General features: G+C 61.4%; 7 protein-coding genes and 1 pseudogene. 6 read left to right on the top strand and 2 right to left on the bottom strand.

The features are described 5' to 3' along the window. Both NKJ09_RS32600 and NKJ09_RS30660 read right to left on the bottom strand, forming a co-directional pair. Positions 1 to 157, bottom strand: a pseudogene (locus tag NKJ09_RS32600) (IS701 family transposase); the annotation flags it as partial. Between the two features lie 338 nt (positions 158 to 495). Then, a complete protein-coding gene (locus NKJ09_RS30660) occupies positions 496 to 1077 on the bottom strand; it encodes a sulfocyanin-like copper-binding protein (RefSeq protein WP_352496445.1) in 582 nt (193 codons plus the stop codon). Between the two features lie 1333 nt (positions 1078 to 2410). On the opposite strand from NKJ09_RS30660, the gene NKJ09_RS30655 reads away from it, so the two are divergent. The 6 genes from NKJ09_RS30655 (at position 2411) to NKJ09_RS30630 (ending at position 7841) form a co-directional block, all read left to right on the top strand. Further along, positions 2411 to 3022, top strand: a complete 612-nt coding sequence (locus NKJ09_RS30655) for a cupin domain-containing protein (protein WP_031194868.1) — start codon at positions 2411 to 2413, stop codon at positions 3020 to 3022. A gap of 116 nt (positions 3023 to 3138) precedes the next feature. Beyond that, positions 3139 to 4077, top strand: a complete 939-nt coding sequence (locus NKJ09_RS30650; RefSeq protein ID WP_352496444.1) for an ABC transporter substrate-binding protein — start codon at positions 3139 to 3141, stop codon at positions 4075 to 4077. Between the two features lie 74 nt (positions 4078 to 4151). Then, positions 4152 to 4949 (top strand): ATP-binding cassette domain-containing protein, encoded by a 798-nt coding sequence (locus NKJ09_RS30645; RefSeq protein ID WP_352496443.1) that lies wholly within the window; start codon positions 4152 to 4154, stop codon positions 4947 to 4949. Continuing rightward, complete coding sequence (locus NKJ09_RS30640) at positions 4946 to 5950, top strand: ABC transporter permease (protein WP_352483919.1); 1005 nt, start codon at positions 4946 to 4948, stop codon at positions 5948 to 5950. Before NKJ09_RS30645 ends, NKJ09_RS30640 begins: the two co-directional genes overlap by 4 nt. Positions 5951 to 5954: 4 nt before the next feature. Further along, positions 5955 to 7043, top strand: coding sequence for a phosphotriesterase family protein (locus NKJ09_RS30635; protein ID WP_352496442.1), 1089 nt, complete (start codon positions 5955 to 5957; stop codon positions 7041 to 7043). A 27-nt stretch (positions 7044 to 7070) separates the two neighbouring features. After that, complete coding sequence (locus tag NKJ09_RS30630; RefSeq protein WP_352496441.1) at positions 7071 to 7841, top strand: glutamine amidotransferase; 771 nt, start codon at positions 7071 to 7073, stop codon at positions 7839 to 7841. The last annotated feature ends 1 nt before the right edge of the window (position 7842 follow it).

Here is a 7842-nt window from a genome sequence, read left to right as displayed (position 1 = left end):
CTGTCTTGCGCTCAATGCCGGAAAGAAGGCCGTCAAGGAAATCTGCGCCCGTCTCCCGCAACTCACGACGAGGAAGCACCCGCCCAACCCGTGCCTTCAGCGCCGTGAGCTCCTGCTCCCAAGCCAACAACGACCCTGACCACGAAGCAACAGACATGGTTCCCTCCATAACCCGTCGAGTGAATCAGAAAATCAAATGATCCGCAACTGTAGTACTAGTAGGCTCATCTGCGCCAACAGGCGACTTGTGGATCAAGCTTTGGAAGGCGGCTCCACAAGCCGATGCTTCGACACTACGGCCCAAATAGCCCTCGCCGATGCTCCGGCTGCGCCAAAGGCTTGTTTGGATGCCTCAGCTTGGACCTGGTGGCTTGGCAACCAGGGGCAGTTCTAGACCGGTCGGGGCGCGGCCAGACTTTCGAGTTTCAAGATAAGCCGCCACGGATTTGCAATGATCTCCACGACGCAGCCATAGCGCTGGTTGCTCGCGCAACCCTATGGGCGTCCTGGGGGCTGCTCCTGCGGAAACTTGTCTTCATGGACGATTGCCACGGCCCGCACAAGATTGCCTCTCACCTCGAAACCGATCCAGTGTCCGTCCATCAGGTGTGTTTGTCTCGGACAGGCGAGGAAATAGTTCCCCGCCTGCTGGGCAACAAAGTTGAGTTGTCTCTTCTCATTAATTTTAATCCCCTCTAGCGGAGCGGTGTACGCCCCCCAAATCGCATCCTCAGCCTCCAACTTCACTGGCATCTCCGACCGAGCATAGACCCTGGTCACCATCAGACCGTGCCTGAAATTCGAAGAGCCATTGATGAACTCGATCTGTACCGACCATTCGTCTGGCACGATGATCGTGAGATTGCCGTCCCAGTAGCCGTTGAAGTCGATAATGTCGGTCCGGATGTTGTCCCTGCGGTACCGCTCGACTTGGTTCCAATCGGCGACAATCTCTATAGCCACCGTCTTGGCTGCCGGATCGTTTTTGATCCAGCTCGGGACGAAAGGCTCCCCAGCCAGCGCAATTCCAGGCAACAATCCAAAGGCGAGAAGGGCAAGGTGGGCAAAGCGCGCCATCGCAATCAGAGGCTCCTCCCGAGCGGAGCGGCCAAGCTTAAGCGACCGTAATCGAAATCGACTAGGCCTATCCCTCAACGAAGAGAATACCCCCAAAACAAGATCCACACCAGCAAACCCCCTTTTGGCGGAACGGAACAAAACTCGCCGTCGCCGGAGGCGCCCCCAAGCGAACGCCCCACCTCGCACAGGCCGATGTCTGCCGCCGAAAAGCGAAGGAGGGTAAGGTTATCCCGCCAGGCTGATCGCCGCTCGGCAAAGGTCTCCTTCGGGCCGGAAAGCGGACAGATGCTTTTCTAACCCGGAGCGACACGAGCAGACCTTTTGTCCGGCGCAAGTGTCGTCCTGACGTGACCCAATGCGGCCTTCAGTTGCGAGCGTCGCTCGCTGGAGCTGCGTCAGTCGGTCGGGGGCCAATGGTATTTTCAATGGAACGCTAATATATATGGAAAACCGAACGAGCAGCGCCTGCCAGATACTTGAGGAATGCCATGCGAAGGCTCATCTTCACGGCTATGTGTATCGCCGCCGCAACAGCCGCTAACGCCCATGATTGGTACGAAGACAAGATTGACCCACAGACCAAATTCAAGTGCTGCGGTGGTTCTGATTGCCGCGCCGTACCTCGGTCTTCGGTGCGGTCCAGGGTAGACGGTGGGTATACTTATTTGCCGCATAATTTCACCATCCCACGGGACCGTGTGCAGCAATCCCCGGACGGGCAATACCATATCTGCGAAAATAAATATGTCGTAACCAATCAGCTGTATTGGCGTTGCTTCTTCGCACCTCGTGTCGATGTGTCTATACTTCTAAAGCATTAACCGCGCGTCGCTTCCGCGATTCACATCCGCAAGGTGCTAGTCCATTAATTCTGTTGGACTTTCTTCAAAATTGTCGAAGCTCAGGCGGTGCGCGACTGCCTCAGGGATTTCATTGAGTACATCGCCGCTACCGAGAGCAACTCCATGGGGCGCTGCCGCGGGTGACTTCCAGCGGACTCCGCAAATTCGGTGACAGTCCAGATTTTATCGTGTCGGCATGGCCGTGGTTGTGTAGATTGGCTGTGTGGCCCGCCTTGCCCGTATTGTCCAAGTCCACTCGCCACGAGACGCAACGCGGTAACGGCTGGCGATTTCGACCACGATGGACAGCCAAGCGATAGGGGTAACTGGCGCGGGATCATCAGCACGGTTCATGCGAGAGCAGCATTCGCCAGAGGCCGGAGCTACGGCTGCAGTCTCGAATTTGACGCATCAGCACTTGCAAATCGTCGGCCGAGGTCTTTTGCTCGCGCGATAGTTGCCCTTGACCGTGAATGGTTGGCGAACAGATGAATAAAATCGATCGACGGCGGCCAGAGTCGGAAACGGACGCCACCGTAAATGCCGCGAGACTTGGAACTCGACTGCGCCTCGCCCGCCAGACACGCGGCATGACGCTGAAGAGCCTGGCCGCGGCTGCGAATTGCTCGGAAAGCCTGCTGTCCAAGATCGAGAACGGCAAGGCTTCGCCGTCTCTGCCCATGCTTCACCGTCTGGTCGAGGTTCTCGACACCAACATCGGCTGGATGTTCGAGCAAGTCGATGACGACGAGGCGATCGTATTCCGGGCGGGCGCAAGGCCTTTGATTGCGCTCGACGCGCTACGGCGTGGCGAGGGCATTTCGCTCGAACGCATCATTCCGTATTCGCCTGGCCACCTCTTACAATGCAACATCCATCACATCGAGGCAGACGGCGAGAGCGAAGGCCCGATTCAGCACGCCGGCGAGGAAGTCGGCTACGTGCTCGCCGGCCGGATCGAGTTGATCGTCGACGGCAAGCGACATGCTCTCGCCACCGGCGATGCCTTCGTTTTCAGGTCGGAGCTGCCGCATCATTACCGCAATATCGGCAAGGAACGCGCCAGCATTTTCTGGGTCAACACGCCGGCGACTTTCTGAGCAACGCTCTGCGTTCATTTGGATTGACAAATATTCAAGTCTCTTGAATGCTTGCCTCGTGCCTGTAGCACCAACGGGAACCAGCCGGTCTGGTCCGCAAGCAAGGGGAACCGAAAATGCGTCTGTTCAAACTTCTCGCCGGCTGTGCCGCCGCCATTGCCATGGGCTCGGCAGCCATGGGATCGGCGCTTGCCGATACGTTCGCACTCGTCAACATCAACCAGCAGGCCCTGTTCTTCAACCAGATCAACGAGGGCGCGCAGAAGGCAGCCGACGCCGCTGGCGCCAAGCTGGTCATTTTCAACGCCAACAATGTGCCAAGCGCGCAGAACGACGCGATCGAGAACTACGTCACGCAGAAAGTCGACGGCATCATTCTGGTTGCCATCGACGTCAACGGCGTCAAGCCCGCGATTACCGCGGCCAAGGCGGCCGGCATTCCCGTCATCGCCATCGACGCGCAGATCCCCGACGGCGACAATATCTCGTTCATCGGCGTCGACAACACCAAGGCCGGCGAGGACATCGGCAAATTCTACGCCGACTATGTGAAGACCGAGATGGGCGGCAAGGCCAAGATCGGCATCGTCGGCGCACTCAATTCATTCATCCAGAACCAGCGGCTCGACGGGTTCAAGAAGGCGGTGACCGAAAGCGGCCAGGCCGTCACCTTCCTGGACACGGTCGACGGCCAGAACGTTCAGGAGACCGCGTTGAGCGCTTCGGAAAACCTGATGACCGCCAATCCGGACATGAACTCGCTCTATGCAACCGGCGAACCCGCCTTGCTCGGCGCCGTTTCGGCTGTGACCAGCCAGGGCCGCACCGGCGACGTCAAGGTGTTCGGCTGGGATCTGACCAAGCAGGCCGTTCAGGGCATCGACGACGGCTGGGTGGTGGCGGTCGTGCAGCAGGATCCGGCAGGCGAAGGCAAGGCCGCGGTCGAAGCGTTGGGCAAGCTCAAGAAGGGCGAGAAAATCGACCCGATCATCAATATCCCGGTGACGATCGTGACCAAGAAGAATGTCGACCAATACCGCGCGATGTTCAAGTAAACTGCGTCGGCGACCGAGCCGCGGCGCCGCCTGAAGCTGCGCCGCGGATACCTGGCAATCGCGTGGAATCCCAGATGAGCAGTGGCCAGACCTATCGGGTGCGGATGAGCGGCATCTCAAAGCGTTACAACGCCATCCAGACGCTCGATGATGTGTCGCTGACGCTGAAGCCGGGCGAGGTGCTGGGGCTGGTCGGCGACAATGGCGCCGGCAAGTCGACATTGAGCAAGGTGCTGTCGGGGGCTGTGGTTCCCGACGCCGGCACCATCGAGATCGACGGCAAGCCGGTGATCTTCAGCTCGCCGGCGGACGCACGTGCGGCGCGCGTCGAGATGGTCTACCAGGACCTGTCGCTCTGCGACACGGTCGATGTCGCCGGCAATCTGTTTCTCGGCCGCGAGCCGCGCCGCCGCATCGCCGGCATTTCCTTTCTCGACAAGAAGCGCATGCACGACGAGACGCGCCAGATGCTCGATCGGCTCGGTATCGTCATTGCCGAGACGCGGCTCAAGGTCGAAAACCTCTCCGGCGGGCAGCGCCAGTCGATCGCCATCGGCCGCGCCGCCTCGTTCGAGCCGGCCGTGCTGATCATGGACGAGCCGACGGCAGCGCTTGCGGTGGCCGAGGTCGAGGCGGTGCTCGAACTGATCCGCGCGGTCAGCGCGCGCGGTGTCAGCGTCATTTTGATCACCCACCGGCTGCAGGACCTGTTCCTCGTCTGCGACCGCATCCAGGTCATGTATGAAGGGCGCAATGTCGCCGAGCGGCTGATCGGCGAGACCAATATCGAGGACGTGGTCAATCTGATCGTCGGCCGCAAATTCAGTGCGCGTTCCGCCACCAACGGCTATCGCGGTGGAGCGCCGGCATGAGCGATGCGATCCACGCTGCCCAGCCCTCACGAGTGCGCAAGGGCACCTGGCGCGATGCGCTGCTCGCCAATGGCAGTGTCGTCTCGATCGCGCTGTTCTTTCTGGTCGTCTGCATCATCTTCTCGGTGGCGACCGACGCCTTTCTGACGTCGCCTAATCTGTTGAACATCCTGCGGCAGTCGGCGCCGCTGCTGATCGTCGCCGCGGCAATGACTTTCGTCATCACCACTGGCGGCATCGATCTTTCGGTCGGCTCGGTACTGGCGCTGGTGGCAACGCTGTCGGCGACGCTCTTGCAGTTCGGCCTGCCATGGTCAGTCGTTATCCTCGCCATGTTGGCGCTCGGTGCCCTGCTTGGCGCGGTGCAAGGCTATTTCGTCGCCTATGAGGGCATCCCGTCCTTCATCGTCACGCTTGCCGGGCTTTCGGTGATCCGTGGCGTGGCGCTGCTGATCACCGGCGGCTATTCGATCCCGATCGAGCCCGGAAGCGCTTTCACCGTGCTGGGCCGTGCCTGGTTCCTTGGCGTGCCGGTGCCGGCGCTGATCGCGCTGGCGATCCTGGCCATCGCCTATCTCGCCTTCAACGAGACGCCGTTCGGCCGCTATGTCACCGGCATCGGCGCCAACGCTGAGGCGGTGCGGCGCGCCGGCGTCAACACGCGGCAGACGACGCTCTTCGTCTATGTGATTTCCGCCACCGCGGCAGCCCTTGCCGGGATCATCATTGCTGCCCGGCTTGGATCGGGATCTTCGAATGCCGGACAGGGTTTCGAGCTGGAAGTCATCGCCGCCGTCGTGCTCGGCGGCACCAGCCTGTTCGGCGGCCGCGGAACGATCATTGGCACGGTGCTCGGCGCGCTGACCGTGGCCGTCATCGGCAACGGCCTGATCCTGGCGCATCTGTCGCCTTTCCTGACGCCGATTGTCACCGGAACGATCATCCTGGTCGCCATCTGGCTGAACTTCCGCCTGTTCCGCGGCGCCGTGCGGAGCCGTTGAGCCGATGGGCGGTCTGTTCGATGACGCGGTGCCCGGCCAGCGGCTGGCGATCGGGGTCGAAACCGGCCATGTGATGACCGTGCTCGGCCCGGTTCCGGTCGAGGAGATGGGCATCACGCTGATGCACGAGCACATCTTGCTCGATGGCGCGCGCAGCTGGAAATGCCCCTGCCATCCCGATGACATGGCGGTCGCCGAGCAGCCGGTGAACATCGAGATCATCGGCGAGTTGCGAATGAACCCATACGTCAACCGCGACAACGTTTCGCTCGACGACGCCGACCTGGCGCTGTCAGAGCTACAGCGCTATCGCGCACTGGGCGGCCACACCGTCGTCGATGCCACCAATATCGGCATCGGCCGCGATCCCGAAAAGCTCGCCCGTATCAGCCGCATGTCCGGCCTGAAGATCGTCATGGGCACCGGCTTCTATCTCGAGCACACCCATCCCGAATGGCTGAAGGCCATGGATGTGGACGCGGTGACCGAATTCATCGTCAACGATGTCGGCGGCGGCGAGACGCAGCCGCCGATCATGGCCGGGCTGATCGGCGAGATCGGCGTCAGCAAGGATTTCACCGCCGAGGAGCGCAAGTCGCTGACAGCTTCGGCGCGCGCCTCGCGCATCACCGGCGTGCCGCTGTCGATCCATCTGCCGGGCTGGGAGCGGCTGGCGCACGAGGTGCTCGATATCGTCGAGGCCGAGGGCGCCGATCTCCGCCATACCGTGCTCTGTCACATGAACCCGAGCCACGACGACCCCGACTACCAGACAAGCCTCGCCCGGCGCGGCGCGTTCCTCGAATACGACATGATCGGCATGGACTATTACTATGCCGACCAGGACGCGCAATCGCCCTCCGACGAGGAGAACGCACGCGCCATCGCCGCCCTTGTCGAGGCCGGTTTCGGCGACCGCCTGCTGTTGTCGCAGGATGTCTTCCTCAAGATCATGCTGACGCGCTTCGGCGGCTTCGGCTATGGCTATATCCTGAAGCATTTCATACCGCGCCTGAAACGCCACGGCGTCGAGCAGGCGGCCATCGACCGCATGCTGATCGCCAATCCGAAAAGCGTATTCGCGCGGCTGTAAGCGGCCTGGAATTACACGGGAGTTCAAATGTCCAAGAAGAAGATCCTGCTTGCCGGCGAATCCTGGGTGTCGACCGCGACCCATATCAAGGGTTTTGACCAGTTTCCGACCGTCACCTACCACACCGGCGCCGACGAATTGCTGGGCGCGCTGAAGGCGACCGATTTCGACGTCACCTTCATGCCGGCGCATGAGGCGCAGCGCGGCTTTCCGCAGACGATGGAGGCGCTGTCGGCCTATGACGCGGTCGTGCTATCCGACATCGGCGCCAACACGCTGCTGCTGCATCCCGACACCTGGGTCCACTCGAAGCCGACACCGAACCGCCTGCGCCTGCTGCGCGATTATGTCAGCGGCGGCGGCGGTCTGTTGATGTTCGGCGGCTACTATAGTTTCCAGGGCATCAACGGCGGGGCGCGCTACCGCAAGACGCCGGTCGAGGACGTGCTGCCTGTGAACTGCCTGGCCTATGACGACCGCGTCGAGGTTCCGGAAGGTTTTGCGCCCGTACCGAAACCAGGGTCGACACATCCCATCCTCAGGGGCCTTGGTTCGGACTGGCCGATCCTGCTCGGCTTCAACGAGGTGAGGCTGAAGGACGGTGCGGAAGTTCTGGCTGCCGTGTCGTCGGACTATGGCTCGCTGCCGCTGCTCGTCACCGGCCACTATGGCAAGGGCCGCACCGTGGCCTGGACATCCGATGTCGGGCCGCATTGGCTGCCGCCGCAGTTCATCGCCTGGCCAGGCTACAAGACCCTGTTCGAACAGATGCTGGGCTGGGCGACCGGTGAGAGCTGAG

Origin of the sequence: Mesorhizobium sp. M0189, assembly GCF_040322135.1 — a bacterium.
Taxonomy (GTDB): Bacteria; Pseudomonadota; Alphaproteobacteria; order Rhizobiales; family Rhizobiaceae; genus Mesorhizobium.
The sequence above is the reverse complement of the archived record's forward strand: the minus strand, read 5'-3'. Positions and strand labels throughout refer to the sequence as shown.

What these genes read in the sequence shown, in the direction of transcription:
- NKJ09_RS30660 (WP_352496445.1), bottom strand. Translation starts at nt 1,077, where the DNA reads ATGGCGCGCTTTGCCCACCTTGCCCTTCTCGCCTTTGGATTGTTGCCT.
- NKJ09_RS30655 (WP_031194868.1), top strand. Translation starts at nt 2,411, where the DNA reads ATGAATAAAATCGATCGACGGCGGCCAGAGTCGGAAACGGACGCCACC.
- NKJ09_RS30650 (WP_352496444.1), top strand. Translation starts at nt 3,139, where the DNA reads ATGCGTCTGTTCAAACTTCTCGCCGGCTGTGCCGCCGCCATTGCCATG.
- NKJ09_RS30645 (WP_352496443.1), top strand. Translation starts at nt 4,152, where the DNA reads ATGAGCAGTGGCCAGACCTATCGGGTGCGGATGAGCGGCATCTCAAAG.
- NKJ09_RS30640 (WP_352483919.1), top strand. Translation starts at nt 4,946, where the DNA reads ATGAGCGATGCGATCCACGCTGCCCAGCCCTCACGAGTGCGCAAGGGC.
- NKJ09_RS30635 (WP_352496442.1), top strand. Translation starts at nt 5,955, where the DNA reads ATGGGCGGTCTGTTCGATGACGCGGTGCCCGGCCAGCGGCTGGCGATC.
- NKJ09_RS30630 (WP_352496441.1), top strand. Translation starts at nt 7,071, where the DNA reads ATGTCCAAGAAGAAGATCCTGCTTGCCGGCGAATCCTGGGTGTCGACC.